Below are 17,165 nucleotides of genomic sequence, written 5' to 3'. Positions count from 1 at the left end.
GGGTATTCCTCAGGCCAACGGCCGGAAAAAGAAAAGAATCAGGGCTGTGATGCTGCCTGCAACAGCCGTTCGAGCTGCCCGTCGAACCAGGCCGCGAAGGACGGCGAAGGCGCGGCGTCGACGGCCAGGTACCACCAGTCGTCAGCCGCGAAGCCGCGGCACTTGACCGCATCCTTCTCGGTCATGATCAGCGGCAGCGCGGGTGTGAAGCTGAGAGCTTGGGCGCTATACACCGCATGATCGGCGAACGCATGCGCTACCGGCCGCCAGTTTAGCCCTTGCAGGGTATTGAAGAAACGTTGCGGGTTACCAATGCCGGCCACGGCATGTACGGCCTGGCCAGCAGGAAAGTGTTCAAGCCCCACGCGCTCACCACTGCGGACATTGACCAGGGCGGTGGGCTTGAGAACGAAGGCAAAGCCATCGTCGCGATCGCTCGTGGCGCCGTTGTAGAGCACCGCGTCGACGTCCCGCAGACGCTCCACAGGCTCGCGCAGGGGGCCTGCGGGCAGGCAGCGGCGATTGCCCAGGCCGCGGGCTGCATCGATCAGCACCAATTCCAGATCACGCGCCAGGCGATAATGCTGCAGGCCGTCGTCGCACAGGATCAGGTCCAGCGCTTCACTGGCCAGCAATGCTTGCACGGCGCGCGAGCGGTCCGGGTCGATCATCAGCGGCACACCGCTACGTTGCACGATCAGCAGAGGCTCATCGCCGGCTTGCGCTGCGCTCTGCTCGGCACTGACGCGCCAGGGCAATAGAGGGGGCTTGGCGCCATAGCCACGACTCACCACACCGACGCGCAGGCCTTGCTGGCGACAGTGTTCGATGAGCCAGAGAATCATCGGTGTTTTGCCGGTGCCGCCAATCGTGATGTTACCCACTACGACGACCGGCACCGGGGCCCGGTAGCTGCCGGCCTCCCCCGCCAGAAAGCGCGCACGCTTGCGCAACACCACCCGGCGATACAGCAACTCCAGCGGGCGCAACAGCGCCAAGGCCGGGTGCCCGGCATACCAGGCATTGAGCAGGCGATCGGCAAAGGCCATCAAGGTGTCCCCGAAGCCGCCTCGACCGTGGTCATGCGCAAGTGGCTGAAACCGAGCTTGCCGGCCGCATCCATGGCAGTCACCACCGCCTGGTGCGGGGTCTTGCCGTCGGCGCTGATCGACAACGGCAGTTTGGTATCACCTGCAGACTCTCTCTGCAGGGCTTCGATCAGGGTGGCCAGATCGCTCTTGGGCAACAGGTTGTTGTTGACCGAATAGACGCCATCGGCGCTGATGGTGATGTCCAGTTGCTTGGTTTGGGTGTCGGATGGCGGGGTACCGCTGACCGACTCCGGCAATTCGACCCGCAGTTGGGTTTCCCGGGTGAACGTGGTGGTCACCACGAAGAACAGCAGGAGGATGAACACCACATCAATCAGTGATGCCAGGTTGATGTCCACGGTCTCCCGTGGCTTGCGCCGGAATTTCACGCCTTGCCCTCGGCCAGGTCGACATCGCGATCGCCCTGCACCACCTCGACCAGCTTGATGGCTTCCTGCTCCATGCCGACCACCAGCTCATCGATGCGTCGCTGCAGGAAACGGTGGAAGAACACCGCCGGGATACCGACCATCAGGCCTGCCGCAGTCGTGATCAACGCCTTGGAGATACCACCGGCCAGCACCGAGGCGTTGGCGGTCATGCCGGAGCCCATGAACGAGCTGAAAATGTCGATCATGCCCAGAACGGTACCGAGCAAACCGAGCAGTGGCGCCATCGCGGCAATGGTGCCCAGGGCATTGATGTAGCGCTCCAGCTCATGGATGACCCGGGCCGCGGCTTCTTCGATGCACTCTTTCATGATCTCTCGACCATGACGCGAGTTGGCCAGACCGGCGGCGAGGATCTCGCCGAGCGGCGAATCGGCGCGCAAGGCCTTGAGCTTGTCACTGGTGAGTTGCTTGTCCTTGATCCACATCCACACCTGGCCGAGCAGGTGCGGTGGGGTGACCCGACTGGCGCGCAGGGTCCAGAGACGCTCGGCGACGATAGCCATGGCAGCGATGGAACTCAGAATGATCGGCAGCATCATCCAACCACCGGACTTGACCAATTCCCACACAGTTAGCATCCCCTTGAAAAAGTCCGCCACTTTACCATAGGACCCTTGGGCACTCATCTGCCGAAGGTCGTCAACTGGGGTCGCGCCAGAAGCGCGGTTGATCACGCATGCCCGACGGTTCGCGAAAGTCACCCAGGCGCAAGCGCAGTGCACCCCGTACAGCGCTGTCGAAGACTTCGATGCCATTTGTCCGGTAGCGCTCCATGACCTCGGCATGGGGGTGGCCGAACGCGTTGTGGCGCCCCCTGGAGATCAACACGCCGCGGGGAGCCGTGGCGCTCAACAAGGCCTGGCTCGAGGAACTGCGGCTGCCGTGGTGCGGAGACTGCAACCAGTCGACCCGGGTGGCCTGCCAGTCACGGGCCCAGGCCCGCTCGCCTGGGGCATCCAGGTCGCCGGTGAGCAACAACCGCTCACCGCTCGCCTCCACCAACAACACACAGGAGTCCTGGTTGCTATCCCGCGCACCCGCCCACCGCCAGACCGAAAAGCTCACCCCATCCCACTGCCAACGCTGGCCGCTGTCACAAGGTTGTGCCTGCAAGGCCGCTGGCAGCTTCGACGACTCGCCGGCCAATACCTTGAGCACCGGCAGACCGCGCAGCACCGCAGGGGCACCTCCGGCATGATCGGCGTCGCCATGGCTGAGCAGCATCAGCTCAAGCGAGCTCACACCCAGCTTGCGCAAGGTCGGCAGCACGATACGCGCTCCCAGGTCCTGATCACCCATCGCGGGCCCTGCGTCATACAGCATCGCGTGGTGTCGGGTACGCAGAACAAAGGCCAGCCCCTGGCCAACATCCAGCTGCCATACCTCCACCTGACCATGGGGCAGCCGCTCTCTGGGGGCAAACACCACCAGTAGCACCAGCGGCCAGCCCAGCACCCGCATCGGCATCCCCCGAGGCAACAGCAGCAATAGCGCTCCGATACCTAACAGTCCCCACACCGGCCAGGGCAAGGGCTCTGGCAGCCACGCCGGACGCCACAGCGCCAGCGCACCCAACAGCCGAAACAAGCCATCGAGCAAGCCACCAGCCAACCAGAGCATGGATTCGCCCACCAGCGGCACGGGTAACAACACCGTCCCTAGCAGTGCCAGCGGTAGCACCGCCAGGCTGATCCAGGGTACGGCAAACAGGTTGGCCACCGGTGCAGTGATACTGATCGGCAGCCCCAGCGCCAACAGCACCGGCAGCAGGCCCAGTGCAATCAACCACTGTGCCCGCCCCCAGGCCAGCCAACGGTTCCAGGCACCCAACCGGCCACTGAAGGTAAAGGTCAGTACCGCGACAGCGGCAAAGGACAACCAGAACCCCGGCAGCAGACTGGCCAGCGGTTCCCATAGCAACACTGCAACAAGCGCCAGCAATAACGGCAGGCCCACCCCCAGATGGCGAAAGCGCAAGCGCCACAGCAGCACCATTGCCAGCATCATGCAGGCGCGCTGGACCGGCACCTGAAAACCAGCCAGCAGCCCATACCCCAGCGCTGCGACAAACGCCAGGCCACACGCCCAGGGCAACCAGGACAGCGCCTGCGGCCACCAGCCCAAGCGGGCCAGCCCTGCAATCAGCCCATAGACCAGCCCGGCCAGCAAGCCGATGTGCTGCCCGGAAATCACCAGCAAGTGAACCGTGCCAGTCGCCTGCAACACCTCCCAGTTTTCCCGGGCAAGGCCCTTGCCGTCTCCCAGCACCAACGCCACCAACTCCGCCTCGCGCCCCTGGGCATCGACATTCAGCAAGCGCTGACGAACGCCATCGCGCCAGGCTGCTTCGGCAGGCGCCAGGCGCTCACCGGCCTTGACGCTACCCGTGGCGCCCACGCGTCGAGCCAGCAAGCTGGCTTCGCGGTCCGGGCCATGGGGGTTGAGCAAGCCGTAGGGACGCTTGAGGCTGACCGCCAGGCGCCAGCGCTCGCCACTGAACACCGGTGGCCCGCCAAACCAACTCAAATTCAGCCTTCGGGGCAGTTCGGCGCGTCGTGAGTGTGCATCTTCGAGTTCAAACCGCACCACGCGTCCACCCAGCTCCGGCAAGCCGACCACCCGTCCCTCCAGCCATACCGTGCGTCCATCGAGTGCTGGCACCAGGCGATCATCCAGCGCCTGTTGCGCCGACGCACACGCCCAACTCAATCCCAGCAGGAAAAATCCCAGTGGACGCGCCCTCCAAGGCAGGCAACACAACCCGACCAAGGCCATCATGGCCACCATTCCGACCGATGGCACAGTCGGTAGAACCCTCAGGCACAACAACCCAAGAGCAAGCGCTAATATCCCTGTGCGCATGGTTCGAAGCTCCAGTGCAAATCCACCCTCTGAGGCTTAGTTCACTGGAGTCGCGCTTCCGCTCAATAATTGTCACAAAGTCTGTAATGGGGCGTTTTTAGAATCCGTGCATACTGGCCCCCTTCATATAGCCGAGAGCCTACATGCCGCGTCGTCTCTTCAAACGCTACATGCCCGATCCGACCAGCATCAGGGAACACAAATCCTTACGCTTTCTCGGCCGGCTGTTGCACGACCCGAACCTCTGGCACCTGAACCGACATTCGGTTGCGCGGGCGATGGCGGTTGGCCTGTTCGCCGCGTTCATTCCCATTCCGATGCAGATGTTGCTGGCGGCGAGCCTGGCGATCATGATCCGTGGCAACCTGCCGATTGCCGTCAGCCTCGTCTGGCTGACCAATCCGATCACCATGCCGCCGGTGTTTTTCTGCACCTACCAGATGGGCGCCTGGCTGATGCAGATTCCGCCCAGGACCTTGCCTGAAGAGCTCACTTTCGAATGGATCACCGGCCAGCTCTCCACCCTGTGGCAACCCTTCCTGCTGGGGTCGGTGGTCTGCGGCCTGCTGCTCGGCGCCCTGGCCTATTGCCTCACCATGCTCTACTGGCGCTGGTGGGTAGGCCGACAATGGCGCCGGCGCAAGCAAAAGGTGTCAGGTACGCATTCCTCGCCCACTGACCAATAGACGGGCGCAGCCGAGATACAGCACGGCGGTGGCGATCAGCATGAAGGTGATGGCCACACCGATGCGAATATCCGAGACGCCGAGAATTCCGTAGCGGAACGAGTTGACCATGTGCAGTACCGGGTTGGCCATCGACACTGTCTGCCAGAACGGCGGCAGCAGGTTGATGGAGTAGAACACCCCACCCAGGTAAGTCAGCGGAGTCAGGACGAAGGTCGGAATGATCGAAATGTCGTCGAAGTTGCGCGCAAACACGGCGTTGATAAAGCCGAGCAACGAGAAGATCGTCGCGGTCAACACCACCACCAGAATGGTCACGCCCAGGTGATGCACCTGCAGGTCGGTGAAGAACAGCGACAACAGGGTCACAATCAACCCTACCGCCAAGCCACGTAAGACGCCACCCAGGGTGTAGCCGATGAGAATGGTATGCGGCGACACCGGCGAAACCATCAGCTCTTCAATGGAGCGCTGGAACTTGCTACCGAAAAAGCTCGACACTACGTTGCCGTAGGAGTTGGTGATCACCGACATCATGATCAACCCCGGCACGATGTATTCCATGTAGGTGAAGCCACCCATGTCACCGATCTGCCGGCCGATCAGGTTACCGAAGATCACGAAGTACAGGACCATGGTGATCGCTGGCGGCAGCAAGGTCTGCGGCCAGATGCGGGTGAAACGGCGCACTTCGCGATAGACGATGGTATTGAGGGCGACCAGGTTGGCGCTCAGCTCCGAACTCATACCGCCACCTTCGCCAGGTTCTTTTCAACCAGAGACACGAACAACTCCTCGAGACGATTGGTCTTGTTGCGCAGGCTTTGCACTTCGATATTCTGCAAGGCCAATTGGCTGAACAGCGCCGTAATGCCCACGTCCTTGTCCACTTGAACTTCCAGGGTATGCGGGCTCACCAGTCGGCACGGGTAACCGACCAGGTTGGGCGCCTGGGGCAAATCGTGCTTGAGGTCGAGCAGGAACGTCTCTACATGCAGCTTGCTCAACAGCGCGCGCATGCTGGTGTTCTCCACGATGGTGCCGTGGTCGATGATGCCGATATGGCGGCACAGTTGCTCGGCTTCTTCCAGGTAGTGCGTGGTCAGGATGATGGTGATGCCCTGCTGGTTCAGCTCGGTCAGGAAGCTCCACATCGAGCGACGCAGTTCGATATCCACGCCCGCCGTCGGCTCATCGAGAATCAGCAGGCGCGGCTCGTGCACCAGTGCCCGAGCGATCATCAGGCGGCGCTTCATGCCACCGGACAGTGAGCGCGACGGCACATCGCGCTTGTCCCAGAGCCCCAGCTGGGTGAGGTACTTCTCGGCGCGCTCCTTGGCCACCTTGGCCGGGATGCCGTAATAACCGGCCTGGGTCACGACAATGTCGAAGGTCTTCTCGAACTGATTGAAGTTGAATTCCTGCGGCACCACGCCAATGCAACGCTTGAGCGCAGCCGGCTGGCGATCCAGGTCGTTGCCGAAGATGTTCACGGTACCGCTGGTCTTGTTGACCAGCGTCGAGAGGATACCGATGGTGGTGGACTTGCCGGCGCCATTGGGGCCGAGCAAGGCAAAGAAGTCACCTTCGGCGACGTCCAGGTCGATGCCCTTGAGGGCCTGGAAGCCGTTGCCGTAGGTCTTGGTTAGCTGCCTTATGGACAGAGCAGAACTCATAGCGGGTCATGCACCAGAATGAAGGGGTCAGGACGCGACCGAACAGACCGGCCGCAGTGAATATGGCCATGGTGCTTGCCCAGGCCATACAAGTACAGTCATGTGTATCGATAATAACTATCAGGTCGACCGTTTGATCAGGTCAGTGCGGTCATCACTGCGCCCTGATAGGCCGAACGCTCCTGCAAACGCTCGTACCAGGCGCGCAGGTGGCGCATCTCGGGCCGTTCGATGGGCATTTCGAACCAGGCATAGGCAAAGCAGCCCAGGGGGATATCGCCCATGCCCAACTGCTCACCCGACAAGTACGCACGCGTGGCCAGCGCCTGGTCGGCAATCGACAGCAGGTGCGCACAGGTCTTGTGTGCGGCATTGATCGCCACCCAGTCCTGTTGCTCGGCCGGCGTGCGCAGGATGCCCCAGAATAAAGGCCGGAACGGCGTGGCCAAAGAAGAAGTGACCCAATCCATCCACTTGTCTGCCTCGGCGCGCTGACGAGGCTCATTGATATACCAGTCGGCGTCCTGGCCATATTGCGCGCACAGGTAGCGGACGATGGCATTGGATTCCCAGAGCACCAGGCCGTCGTCCTCGATCATCGGTACCAGGCCGTTGGGGTTTCGTGACCGATATTCGGGCTCGTTGACCAGGCCGAAGGCGCCACCGGCATCGATCGACTCGTACTCAAGCCCAAGCTCCTCGGCGCACCACAGCACTTTCCTGACATTGGTCGAATTCTTCCGGCCCCAGATCTTGAGCATGACGTCGTCCTGATGAATGTTCGGGCCGCCCAGTCTACTCCTGACATTTTTCGAGGCAATCGTTTGGGCATCGTGGCGAACTCTCGCAACCCCACCCTGTCACTGTTCAGACAAGCCGAATATTGGATGCCGACTAAGCTCTGAGGGGTCGCTTGATGCCCCGACGTTCACGGAGGAAGGACTATGTTGCTGTTGTGGTTGGTTGTTTTGGTGATCGGTGCGGCCTACCTGGCCCACCGACGCATTGGCGCCGTCCCGGCGCTGGCCATACTCGCAGCCTATGTGCTGCTGATGGGTATTTTCAGTCACGCGCCCGGATGGCTGCTGGCGATCTTCTGGCTGGTACTGGCGGCGAAAGCGGCCTTGGTGCTGCTGCCTGACCTGCGTCGCAAGGTCTTCAGCGGCCCGTTTTTCGGCTGGTTCCAGCGTACCCTGCCGCCCATGTCGCAGACCGAGCGCGAAGCCATCGACGCCGGCACCGTATGGTGGGATGGCGAGCTGTTCAGCGGGCGCCCTGACTGGAATACCTTGCTCGGTTACTCCCGGGCAGAACTGACCGAAGAAGAACAAGCCTTCATCGACGGCCCTACCGAGGAGCTCTGCGCCATGGTCAGCGACTGGCAGATTGGCCAGGACCTGGACCTGCGGCCTGCAGCCTGGGAGCACATCAAGTCCCATGGCTTCTTCGCCCTGATCATTCCCAAGGAGTACGGCGGCAAGGGCTTCTCGGCGTATGCCCACTCGCAAATCGCCATGAAACTCGCCACTCGCAGCGGCGACTTGGCCTCGACCGTCATGGTGCCCAACTCCTTGGGCCCGGCCGAACTGCTGTTGCACTACGGCACCGATGAGCAACGCAATCATTACCTGCCACGCCTGGCCCTAGGCGACGAGATCCCCTGCTTTGCCCTCACCGGCCCGCTGGCCGGCTCGGACGCAGGTGCCATGCCCGATACCGGCGTCATCTGCAAAGGCCAATGGCAAGGCGAAGAAGTGATCGGCCTGCGCCTGAACTGGGAAAAGCGCTACATCACGCTCGGCCCGGTTGCGACATTACTCGGCCTGGCCTTCAAGGCCTACGACCCGGAACATCTCTTGGGCGAGGAAGAGGAGCTGGGTATCAGCCTGGCGCTTGTCCCGACCGATACCCCGGGCGTCGAGATCGGCCAACGCCACTTGCCCTTGGGGGCGGCCTTCATGAACGGCCCCAACAGCGGCAAGGACGTGTTCGTGCCGCTGGACTTTCTGATCGGGGGCCAGGCAATGCTCGGCAAAGGCTGGATGATGCTGATGAACTGCCTGTCGGTGGGGCGTTCGATCTCCTTGCCTGCGGTGGGTACCGGCGCAGCCAAGTACACCAGCCTGGTCACCGGCCAGTACGCGCGGATCCGTGAGCAGTTCAATGTGCCGCTGGCGGCCTTCGAAGGTATCCAGGAATCCCTGGCGCGGATCGGTGGCAATGCCTTCCTGATGGACAGCGCCCGCCTGCTCACGGCCAAGGCCGTCGACCTGGGAGAAAAACCGTCGGTGCTGTCGGCGATTCTCAAGTACCACCTGACCGAACGGGGCCGCGAGTGCATCCAGCACGCCATGGACGTGCATGGTGGCAAGGGCATCATCATGGGCCCGAACAACTACCTGGGGCGAAACTGGCAAGGGGCGCCGATCTTCATCACGGTAGAAGGCGCCAACATTCTCTCGCGCAACCTGATGATCTTTGGCCAGGGTGCAATTCGTTGCCACCCCTTCGTGCTCAAGGAAATGGCCCTGGCCGGACGTGAAGACCATGATCAGGCACTCAAAGAGTTTGACCACCTGCTGATGCAGCATATCGGCTTCGCCGTCGGCAATGCCGCCAGCACCCTCATCCTCGGCCTTGGCCTGGGGCACTTCGAAAAAGTTCCCGGCGACGCCCTGAGTCAAGGCTATTTCCGGGCCCTCAATCGCCAGGCGGCGGCGTTCGCCCTGCTGGCCGACCTGTGCATGATGCTGCTCGGCGGCGAGCTCAAGCGCCGCGAGCGGCTGTCGGCGCGCCTGGGCGATGTGTTGAGCAACCTCTACTTGAGCTCGGCCGCGCTCAAGCGCTACCACGACCTTGGCTCGCCAGCGCACCTGCAACCGTTGCTGCGCTGGGCGCTGGAAGAAAGCCTGGGCCAGGCAGAAAAAGCACTGGACCGCCTGCTCGACAACTTCCCCAATCGCTGGCTCGGCTGCGGTTTGCGGCTGGTGGTTTTCCCGTTCGGGCGCCGGCATACCGGCCCGAGCGATGCGCTGGACGCCGAGGTGGCCTCACTGATCGGCCGCGCCAAGGGCGACCCGGCACTGGAGGAACTGCTTGCCGGGTGCTACCGCCCTCAAGACCCCAACGACCCGGTCGGCGCCTTGCAACACGCCAGCACCCTGCTGGATGCGAGTATGTCCTTGCAGAAAAAACTGCATCAGGCGCTCAAGAACGGGCAGGTCAACCCGACACCAGGAGAGTCGAACATCGACGCCGCTGTGCGAGCTGGCGCGCTCGAGACTGACGAAGCGCAGACCCTGCACGCCGCTGAGGCGGCTCGACGCGCGGTCATAGATGTCGATGCATTCAGCAAGGAGGCACTGCTGCCCACGCCCGGTAAAATTCGATAAGGGCCGGGACATCGGGCGCCGGGAGCCGTATACTCCCGCGCCCGTTTTTTGCTCATGAGGACCGCCAGCATGGCTACCGATCGCCTGGAATATCATCTCGCCCTGCTCTCCCACCTGCGCACCATCCTGGCAGCCCTGGGTGAGGCCGAGCAGGTGCCGGAAGAAAGCCACGCGCTGTTCCTGGAGCGCTTCGACGACCTGATGCTGCAGCTGCCGGTCGACCCGGAAAGCACCTATCTGGGCCAGGACCTGATGTGCCAGGTTATCCAACGCTACCCGCAAATCGCCCACCTGGTACCACGGGACCTGCTGTGGTTCTTCGGTGGCGACTGCCTGCACTACATGCCCGACGAGGAACTGCAGGTGTACCAGACCCTTGAAGAGCGTCGCTATGAGGCCGAGCAGAACGACGAGCCTTTCGACTGGAACCAGGAAAAGCAACTGCTGAGCATGTCCGACGACGACAGCAAGCACTGACCACAAACGCTGGCAATACCGACATCGGCACTGCCAGCTTTCCCCCGGCAACACTATCCTCGTAGTACATATCTAGGCTCCCGCAGCCTGCACAATACGTTTCCATTGCTCCTGCAACTGTAATCAACCACGGGCCCGACCAGGCTCGATTACCGCAGGAAGCAATCATGCCCGAGCACGCACAATCTCTCGTTGTCGATCACCCAGACACCGCGCTGCACACTGCGCGCAGCTACATGGACCAGCGTGTCCTGGCGTACATCGAACAGAACCTGAAGCAGCATTTCGGCCCGCTCGATAGCGCCAGGCAACACCGTTACCTCAAGCTGAGCGAGCACCTCACCGCTCAACAGAGCACGTTGACCCAGTCACTTGCCGCGTGCATGCAGTCATTCGAGCGCGAGGGCGTCCACCGCCTTCAACAGACCCTGGCCCCGCTTGCCCGGGAGCACATCGATCCGCGAACGTGGTACTTCCATACCCGTATTGTCGAAATGCCCATTCGCGATCGTAGAGACCTCTCGGGCAACACCCCAAGGCAACGCGTCCAGTCCTTCACGCTGTGGGACGCTGCCAGGCTGGACCTGTCGAACACTTATCCACCGTCCTATCAGAACAATTACCTGGAGCACAGCTACATCAGCCGGCACCCCCACGGCGCGAAAGAGCACCCGGATGTTCTCAGTGCAGCCACCTTCGAGCAGCACGCCCACCGACTTGATCTTGGCGCAGACCTTGATACGCGACTCGACGGGGTCATGAACGCAGACTTTCACGCACAACTTATCGACTATCACGCGTCCTTGTTCGAGATCGCAGGGTTCGATGCCGTACGTCAACCGCAAGAAAACGGCATCGCCTTGCCCGACCTGCCAACCATCAGCCAGACCTTCAACGATGCCGCCCAGCCCTGGATCCGCTGCAACCTGACCTTTTCCGGCAATTCGATCCCCCTGCCGTTTTTCATCCGCCAGTTTGCGACACTGGGCAACCACCGGACTGTGAGCTACTTCCCCAATCGTCCAGGGGGAGCCTTGCGCCGACATTTCAGCAACCACGACGCCATTGATTCAATCATCGAGCAAATCCGGGCGAATCCTACAGACGGCTGGCTGCTGGCCTCATTGAAGGAAAAAGACCAAGCCACATTGCGCAAACACCTGAACACCCCCGCCGTTGACCGTAACGACTTGAACTGGGCTGCCAGTCTGCTATTCGCCGCCTTTGGCGACAGCAAGACCCCTCGACAGAAACTGACGATCAGCACTGGCACCCAACATGGCTCGCTAGGCGAAAACCTGGTCGCCTTGCAAACCTCCAACCTGCGCAGCGACCTGTCGTCGATGGCTGCAACACTGAACGAACGACGCTACAAATCACTCGCCGATGCCGCCAGTATCGTGCTCAGGGAGACATTGGAACTGCTCACGCTTCCCGTACCGGGCGGGGTGACCGGATTGAATCGGCTGATGCTGGCCTCAACCCTGGGCAGCCTGGCCTACCAGACCATCAACGCCAGCATTGCATTGGGTCACGAGGAACGCACTGCATTCATACAAGCGCTGGGAGACCTCTCGGACCTGGCGATCAGCGCTCGCCTACAAGGCCTGGGCGCCACGCTTTCACGCCGTCGAACGCGGCAATTGATCAAGTCGCTGGGCAACCCCACCGTGACCCGCCAGGTTAATGGCCAGCTGAATCTGAATTGGTCTGACAGCGGCCCGGTCAGTGACGGGCTTACTCCCAACGACCAGCAAACCAGTGACCTGTCAGATGCCCAGATGCTGCAACGACTGCTCCCTGAAGGGTTGGCAGGTGTCGACGCCCACCGGGCGCAATGGCTTCTCAACCTGGCCGGCATACAACGCTCCCAGCTGGAGGCCATCTGGCACGCAGAGTCCACACCTCCATGGCAACTTCTGGAAGTCCTGCAACAGGAGCTGAGTGATTTCAAACCTGAGTTTCCTGCCGACACAGGGGCCTTGAGCAGACGCTTCTCCGAATTGTCGCCCGCTGCACGCGAACATCTGTTGGTGCAACACCCTGCATTGCGCGTACTCAGCGATGAAAACCTGATAGCGCCTGACGCCATGGCCTCCATTCTTCAAGTGCAAGCAGAACAACGGGTGATACAAAGCGTCCACAGGTTTGCAGCGCCCTCGAGCGTACCGCCCCATGCAGACAGTGAAGCACTGCTCTGTGACCTACTGGTTAGCCGGCCTGACTGGCCGCAATCCCTGGGTATACGCATCTTTTCCGGGATCACGGACTTCGGCGGTCAAATCACTGCCACATCAACACGGCTTGCCCATTACGGCCTGGAGTCGGCGCAGACGTTCATCGATCTGTATCGTGCGCCAACGGGGTACGCGGGAACCTTCCACACGGGAGACCTGATCCAGGTCGATCCTGGCCAGAGCGGCCTGGCCCAGGCAATTCTTCGAACACTCGACGACGAACAGCGCAGGACGATCGGCTTCGACATCTTTGCCAGCAGTACGCTGATCGCAGCCCTTGAGCGCCAGGCGCTAGACTCACGCCCGGATCTGGCCGAGCTGCTGCCGCAAGCCAATACGTATTCGCTGAGCGCGTCACGCCTCTCGGCTTTTCGCCAACCACTTCCATTGACGGATGTTGCGCGCAATGAGGAAGGCATCGTTCCTTTCGACGGCAAATGCTACGCACTGATTGAAGGAAGCGCTTACCAGGTACTTCGCGACCCGCAGGCTTCGTCCCCCGACCAGACCGTGTGGCGCATCGTGCGCCCTGAAGACCCGGTGGCCGCTGCGCCAGACAATCAATACCACGCATCCCGTCCGGGCCGAAGCGAACCTGTCACCCTCGATGCACAGGGTCAATGGCAAGGTGTCCTGGTTGGCGGCCTGGGAGGATCGGGCCGAGGCAGGGGCCGCAAGCTGGCGCAAATGCGGGCGCAAAACGAGAGAATCGCCAAAGACCTGGACGCGTTGGCCGACAAGATCGACCGCTTTACCACGCTCATGCCGATGATCATCACAGTCTCGTCCCGGCCTGGCGCCAAGCGCGACACGGCCAGGCAAAAGTACAACGAATTCATCGATCACCTGAACCAATACAAAGCCTTGCTGGAACAGCATCGCGAGCATGTCATCGGCCTGCGCTCCCAAGCGGTCTACAAGGCCAGCTACCATATGACCTTGGCCAAACTGATCATTGCCCTCAATCACCTGGGCTTGTTTTTCAATCTCGACATGCATGATCAACTCGATGCAAACTCGCTGGACATAGAACGAGGCCTGGATATTGTCGAAGCGTTGTCCGCCCCGCACCTGTTCAGTGACTACCGCAGGGCCCGGCACATTGTCCTTCAGGGCTATATCAACAGGCTGGCACCGCAGATCCGCCGCGATCACCTCCTGGAACAGCTTGATCAATCCGTGCTCCCCGCCATCGAGCAACAACAGGTCGCTGAAATAGCTCAATCGCACACCCATTACCAGGTGCGTATCGGCATGGTGAGTCTGCGCTGCCAACTGCTCAGCGTCAGCGACACGCATGCCCCCTTGGCGCCGGCCCAACTCAACCCCCATGTGATGCACCTGGCGAACAGCTTCGTCCAGGCAGCCGTGTTGCTGATCGACGTGGCCCAGTCCCCGACGGACAAGCAATTCGCATTGCTTGCCCATGTGCAGGAGCGCCTTGATGGAGTTATCCACGGCCTCACCCACCTCAAGGAGGGGCACCCTGTCAGTGAACTCAATCGCGATGCGCAGCACCTCGAGGAATGCATCCAGGGGGTGGAGTTCTTCCGCGACTACAGTCTTGAGCGATTGCAGGCCCTGTTGAATAAAAACGAAGGTGAAATCGTGCCGTCCACCGACCTGGATGGCATCGATATCGAATACCTGCCACAACAACCCTCGAATCCATCGCGCCCACAGCCGCCTGCTCGACGCAAACGCATCATTGCCATCAAGCATCACGGCAATTACCGATTGGCGCTGGCAGAGCAACATGGAGACGATGCCGACAAGTTGGTGCTGGTGGACCCCAGCAAAGGTGCCGCACCTCGCCATGTCGAGCGCATGCGAGAAGGCGGCTGGCAGGAAACGGTGGCCTCGCCGGAACGGACTCTCGGCCAACTGGGCAATGCCTCAGTACAAAGCCTGCGGGACATCGAACAATTGATCCAACAGGCCAAGGCCCTCGCCGTCGGCAACGATGCGGTCGCGGCCAACGTCTATGAGCCATTGCTCAATCGTGCAGACAGGCTGGATGCGCTGATCACAGGTTTCGACAAACAAGCGACCAGCGCCCCACTTGAAGAGAAATGGCTCACGCAACGCCAAGCCCTGGCCGACCAGAGCAATCGGCTCCGTGGCCTGGCCAACGAGCTGACCCTGCAAATCTATAAAAACCTGAACAAGCCCAATGCCAGCTACCTCACCAACCTGATACGCCTGCAGCAGGTCAAGGTCAGGAAAGTAAACAATGCCAGGATTTTGCTGGGCAAAGGCAGCAAGCGCCACTTCCTGGACAATTACCTCATCATGGATCTGCAGAACCAGCCGTTGTGGGAAGCGCACTTCCACTACCCTGATGCCAACACCCCGCGTGAGCGTTTCGCCCATGGCAGCGGCCATCTGAAGACACTCGAAGATGCACGAAAGGGTATCGAGTACCAACGCCGACAAGCACAACAGGGCCTGGAAGTACGCAGCATCCTGCGTGCAGAGGTCTCGACCTCGCTCGCAAGCGCACTGTTCGGCCTTGCAGACAAGCATGGTGACTGATTCGGGTTGAAACCTGAGGGCAAAAAAAAACGCCGTTCAACCGAACGGCGTTTTTTGATTTGGAGCGGGAAACGAGACTCGAACTCGCGACCCCGACCTTGGCAAGGTCGTGCTCTACCAACTGAGCTATTCCCGCATTTTGAAACATCCGGTTTTGCCGGACAGAAAAAAAGGGCTACTGCCCTTTCTTCCCGATCTGCAGCGTGCCAACGCTACAGAAAGAAATTTGGAGCGGGAAACGAGACTCGAACTCGCGACCCCGACCTTGGCAAGGTCGTGCTCTACCAACTGAGCTATTCCCGCAAAATGGCGTCCCCTAGGGGACTCGAACCCCTGTTACCGCCGTGAAAGGGCGGTGTCCTAGGCCACTAGACGAAGGGGACGACGCCCAAAACATGCAACGCATGTTTCAGTTACCAGATTCAAACCCTTAAGGTTGGCACCTGGATTTTTACAAGCCCTGCCGTTAAGCAAAGCCTTTGTAAACTGGAGCGGGAAACGAGACTCGAACTCGCGACCCCGACCTTGGCAAGGTCGTGCTCTACCAACTGAGCTATTCCCGCATTGGCGTCCCCTAGGGGACTCGAACCCCTGTTACCGCCGTGAAAGGGCGGTGTCCTAGGCCACTAGACGAAGGGGACACACTACAACATTCACTCCCTGCCGCGTTTCGCTGTGTGCTTTACGCTGCAAGTGGCGCGCATTCTAGGGATGCTTTGAGAAGCCGTCAACCCCTCTGTATAAATTTATTTAAATCAATGACTTCCCCGTGCTTTGCGGTGTTGTAGCCGATAGCGGTGCGCCTGACGCCTGGCGTTTATTTTCTGACTCGCGCCCTTGGTGCAAACCCTCACCACTGCGGCAACCCCGAGGCAAAACGCCATCAAGGGGCCCGGCAACCGCCAAACAACTCTATCCGCCTAAATGCTTAGCCACTACACTCAAATGGTAAATCATCCTGTATGAGGCGTTAACGGTGACACCACTTATGATCACCCTGCTTATTGTGGCGGGGATCGCGTTACTGATCGTGATCGGCTACCTCAACAACGTGGTCGAGAGCAACAAGCTCGAGCGTGCCCGGCTGAAGATCGAGCTGACAGAACGCCTGCGCCGTTGCGGCGAGATCACCGAAACCTTCCCCGGCCAGCTGATGACGCCGGCCCTGAAGCTGCTGCTGACCCGCCTTGAACTCAACCTCAACCAGCGCCGACTCGCCCTCGACAAGCACAACGGCGAAATCCGCGCACGCATCGCCGAACTTGAAGCCCTGATCGCCCAGGGCGAAGCACTGCCAGTGAACAACCCACCCGCGCCGATCCAGACCGAAGCACGGGCCAAGGACGTACGGTTTCTGCTCGAAGGCCTGCATAACCAGATCACCCGCGCTGCCCAGGAAGGCTTTCTGCCCACAAGCGAAGCCAAGGCCTGGATCAAGGAAATCCGCCACATCCTGGTACTGCTGCACATCGAGTTTTTCAACAATCTGGGCCAACAGGCGCTGCAACAGAATCAGCCGGGGCATGCACGCCTGGCTTTCGAACGGGGTGTCCAGTACCTGCGAAAGCAACCAGACCCTGCGCTGTACCGAGAACAGCTCGAGTACCTGGAAAAGCTCCTGGCCCGCGCCAACGCCCAGGTGCTGAGCCAGCTCGAGCCTGCCGCAGATGAAGTCAACGAGCTGACCGAAGGCCTGAAGACCGATGGCAGCGATGACTGGAAGAAAAAAGTGATCTACGACTGATCCGTGTAGGAAC

Annotated in this window: 12 protein-coding genes and 5 tRNA genes; 5 read left to right on the top strand and 12 right to left on the bottom strand. The window is 60.9% G+C overall.

Going from position 1 to position 17,165, the window contains the following annotated elements; all coding sequences use genetic code 11:
* Positions 1-38: 38 nt before the first annotated feature.
* The 4 genes from lpxK to NPS58_RS01010 all read right to left on the bottom strand — a co-directional run bounded on the left by lpxK (position 39) and on the right by NPS58_RS01010 (position 4,405).
* Entirely contained in the window at positions 39-1,049 is a 1,011-nt protein-coding gene (gene lpxK / locus NPS58_RS01025; RefSeq protein ID WP_274112848.1) for a tetraacyldisaccharide 4'-kinase, read from the bottom strand.
* Complete coding sequence (locus NPS58_RS01020) at positions 1,049-1,480, bottom strand: ExbD/TolR family protein (protein WP_274112846.1); 432 nt, start codon at positions 1,478-1,480, stop codon at positions 1,049-1,051. The genes lpxK and NPS58_RS01020 overlap by 1 nt, the downstream gene beginning before the upstream one ends.
* On the bottom strand, positions 1,477-2,112 hold the full coding sequence (locus NPS58_RS01015; RefSeq protein WP_045187134.1) for a MotA/TolQ/ExbB proton channel family protein: 636 nt from the start codon (positions 2,110-2,112) through the stop codon (positions 1,477-1,479). The genes NPS58_RS01020 and NPS58_RS01015 overlap by 4 nt, the downstream gene beginning before the upstream one ends.
* A gap of 70 nt (positions 2,113-2,182) precedes the next feature.
* Complete coding sequence (locus NPS58_RS01010) at positions 2,183-4,405, bottom strand: DNA internalization-related competence protein ComEC/Rec2 (RefSeq protein WP_274112845.1); 2,223 nt, start codon at positions 4,403-4,405, stop codon at positions 2,183-2,185.
* A gap of 143 nt (positions 4,406-4,548) precedes the next feature.
* Here NPS58_RS01010 and NPS58_RS01005 point away from each other — a divergent pair, with 143 nt between their 5' ends.
* Entirely contained in the window at positions 4,549-5,091 is a 543-nt protein-coding gene (locus NPS58_RS01005; RefSeq protein WP_274112842.1) for a DUF2062 domain-containing protein, read from the top strand.
* On the opposite strand, the gene NPS58_RS01000 is transcribed toward NPS58_RS01005, so the two are convergent.
* From NPS58_RS01000 to NPS58_RS00990, 3 genes are all read right to left on the bottom strand, one after another.
* Complete coding sequence (locus NPS58_RS01000; RefSeq protein ID WP_274112840.1) at positions 5,059-5,838, bottom strand: ABC transporter permease; 780 nt, start codon at positions 5,836-5,838, stop codon at positions 5,059-5,061. The two genes, NPS58_RS01005 and NPS58_RS01000, sit on opposite strands and share 33 nt — an antisense overlap.
* The gene (locus tag NPS58_RS00995) at positions 5,835-6,767 is read right to left on the bottom strand and encodes an ABC transporter ATP-binding protein (protein ID WP_274112838.1); all 933 of its coding nucleotides are present in this window, start codon (positions 6,765-6,767) and stop codon (positions 5,835-5,837) included. Before NPS58_RS00995 ends, NPS58_RS01000 begins: the two co-directional genes overlap by 4 nt.
* Positions 6,768-6,904: 137 nt before the next feature.
* Positions 6,905-7,528 (bottom strand): glutathione S-transferase, encoded by a 624-nt coding sequence (locus NPS58_RS00990; protein WP_274112836.1) that lies wholly within the window; start codon positions 7,526-7,528, stop codon positions 6,905-6,907.
* Between the two features lie 183 nt (positions 7,529-7,711).
* Here NPS58_RS00990 and NPS58_RS00985 point away from each other — a divergent pair, with 183 nt between their 5' ends.
* The 3 genes from NPS58_RS00985 to NPS58_RS00975 all read left to right on the top strand — a co-directional run bounded on the left by NPS58_RS00985 (position 7,712) and on the right by NPS58_RS00975 (position 15,408).
* Positions 7,712-10,159 (top strand): acyl-CoA dehydrogenase, encoded by a 2,448-nt coding sequence (locus NPS58_RS00985; RefSeq protein WP_274112834.1) that lies wholly within the window; start codon positions 7,712-7,714, stop codon positions 10,157-10,159.
* A gap of 69 nt (positions 10,160-10,228) precedes the next feature.
* Positions 10,229-10,636, top strand: coding sequence for a PA2817 family protein (locus NPS58_RS00980; protein ID WP_274112832.1), 408 nt, complete (start codon positions 10,229-10,231; stop codon positions 10,634-10,636).
* A gap of 167 nt (positions 10,637-10,803) precedes the next feature.
* Positions 10,804-15,408 (top strand): hypothetical protein, encoded by a 4,605-nt coding sequence (locus NPS58_RS00975; protein ID WP_274112830.1) that lies wholly within the window; start codon positions 10,804-10,806, stop codon positions 15,406-15,408.
* 60 nt (positions 15,409-15,468) lie between these two features.
* Here the strand turns inward: NPS58_RS00975 and NPS58_RS00970 are convergent.
* The 5 genes from NPS58_RS00970 to NPS58_RS00950 all read right to left on the bottom strand — a co-directional run bounded on the left by NPS58_RS00970 (position 15,469) and on the right by NPS58_RS00950 (position 16,049).
* Positions 15,469-15,544 (bottom strand) — tRNA-Gly (locus NPS58_RS00970).
* 91 nt (positions 15,545-15,635) lie between these two features.
* Positions 15,636-15,711 (bottom strand) — tRNA-Gly (locus NPS58_RS00965).
* Positions 15,712-15,715: 4 nt separating this feature from the next.
* A tRNA-Glu gene (locus NPS58_RS00960) sits at positions 15,716-15,791 on the bottom strand.
* Between the two features lie 104 nt (positions 15,792-15,895).
* Positions 15,896-15,971: transfer RNA gene (locus NPS58_RS00955), tRNA-Gly, on the bottom strand.
* Between the two features lie 2 nt (positions 15,972-15,973).
* Positions 15,974-16,049, bottom strand: a tRNA-Glu gene (locus tag NPS58_RS00950).
* Positions 16,050-16,384: 335 nt separating this feature from the next.
* Between NPS58_RS00950 and NPS58_RS00945 the strand changes: the two genes are divergently transcribed.
* Positions 16,385-17,152: a hypothetical protein gene (locus NPS58_RS00945; RefSeq protein ID WP_274112828.1), complete on the top strand. Its 768-nt coding sequence runs from the start codon at positions 16,385-16,387 to the stop codon at positions 17,150-17,152.
* The last annotated feature ends 13 nt before the right edge of the window (positions 17,153-17,165 follow it).

The organism is Pseudomonas putida, assembly GCF_028682455.1.
GTDB lineage: Bacteria > Pseudomonadota > Gammaproteobacteria > Pseudomonadales > Pseudomonadaceae > Aquipseudomonas > Aquipseudomonas putida_AA.
Note: the sequence above shows the minus strand (reverse complement) of the source record. Positions and strands in the feature narration are given on the sequence as shown.

What these genes read in the sequence shown, in the direction of transcription:
- lpxK (WP_274112848.1), bottom strand. Translation starts at nt 1,049, where the DNA reads ATGGCCTTTGCCGATCGCCTGCTCAATGCCTGGTATGCCGGGCACCCG.
- NPS58_RS01010 (WP_274112845.1), bottom strand. Translation starts at nt 4,405, where the DNA reads ATGCGCACAGGGATATTAGCGCTTGCTCTTGGGTTGTTGTGCCTGAGG.
- NPS58_RS01005 (WP_274112842.1), top strand. Translation starts at nt 4,549, where the DNA reads ATGCCGCGTCGTCTCTTCAAACGCTACATGCCCGATCCGACCAGCATC.
- NPS58_RS01000 (WP_274112840.1), bottom strand. Translation starts at nt 5,838, where the DNA reads ATGAGTTCGGAGCTGAGCGCCAACCTGGTCGCCCTCAATACCATCGTC.
- NPS58_RS00995 (WP_274112838.1), bottom strand. Translation starts at nt 6,767, where the DNA reads ATGAGTTCTGCTCTGTCCATAAGGCAGCTAACCAAGACCTACGGCAAC.
- NPS58_RS00990 (WP_274112836.1), bottom strand. Translation starts at nt 7,528, where the DNA reads ATGCTCAAGATCTGGGGCCGGAAGAATTCGACCAATGTCAGGAAAGTG.
- NPS58_RS00985 (WP_274112834.1), top strand. Translation starts at nt 7,712, where the DNA reads ATGTTGCTGTTGTGGTTGGTTGTTTTGGTGATCGGTGCGGCCTACCTG.
- NPS58_RS00980 (WP_274112832.1), top strand. Translation starts at nt 10,229, where the DNA reads ATGGCTACCGATCGCCTGGAATATCATCTCGCCCTGCTCTCCCACCTG.
- NPS58_RS00975 (WP_274112830.1), top strand. Translation starts at nt 10,804, where the DNA reads ATGCCCGAGCACGCACAATCTCTCGTTGTCGATCACCCAGACACCGCG.